Annotated in this window: 1 protein-coding gene and 1 tRNA gene; one reads left to right on the top strand and one right to left on the bottom strand. The window is 34.6% G+C overall.

Annotated features, from left to right (window positions below; genetic code table 11):
- Positions 1 to 67: 67 nt before the first annotated feature.
- A tRNA-Leu gene (locus tag AC1QQ2_RS14955) sits at positions 68 to 151 on the bottom strand.
- 63 nt (positions 152 to 214) lie between these two features.
- Between AC1QQ2_RS14955 and nadA the strand changes: the two genes are divergently transcribed.
- Positions 215 to 569, top strand: a 355-nt coding sequence (gene nadA / locus AC1QQ2_RS14950) for a quinolinate synthase NadA (protein WP_479713741.1), incomplete at its 3' end; no start/stop codon positions are given.

Raw genomic sequence — 569 nt, 5'->3', positions numbered from 1 at the left:
AATTACAAAACTATTTACTCCAAAAATAATTACATATTGTTAGAAAAGTCTAATTAAATTATTTTTTTGGTGCGGTCGGAGAGACTCGAACTCTCACGGGAAACCCACACGCCCCTCAAGCGTGCCTGTCTACCAATTTCAGCACGACCGCTAATAATATATGCGACAATAAATGAATGACAAATTTACTTCAAGTTGGTAGACTAGAATTAGTATGTCTGTACAACAACAGTTTAGTAAGTCTTCAGCGGAAATTTATAAAAAAATTTCCAAATCTGTACCCGAAATAGAGTGGAAAATACACGCTCCACTCATTGAAAAAATTAATAAGCTTAAAAAAGAGAAGAATGCAGTTATTTTAGCTCATAACTATCAAACACCTGAGATTTATCATGGTGTAGCAGATATTTCGGCTGACTCTTTAGCGTTAGCTGTGGAAGCTGCAAAAACTTCAGCTAGTATTATTGTTTTATGTGGAGTTCACTTTATGGCTGAAACAGCAAAATTAATGAACCCTTCTAAAAAAGTTTTACTTCCTGATATGACTGCTGGTTGTTCACTTTCATCAT

The sequence above is a fragment of the Aestuarium sp. genome, from assembly GCF_023253315.1.
Lineage (GTDB): Bacteria > Pseudomonadota > Alphaproteobacteria > Rhodobacterales > Rhodobacteraceae > Marivivens > Marivivens donghaensis.
This window is presented reverse-complemented; position numbering and strand designations above follow the sequence as displayed.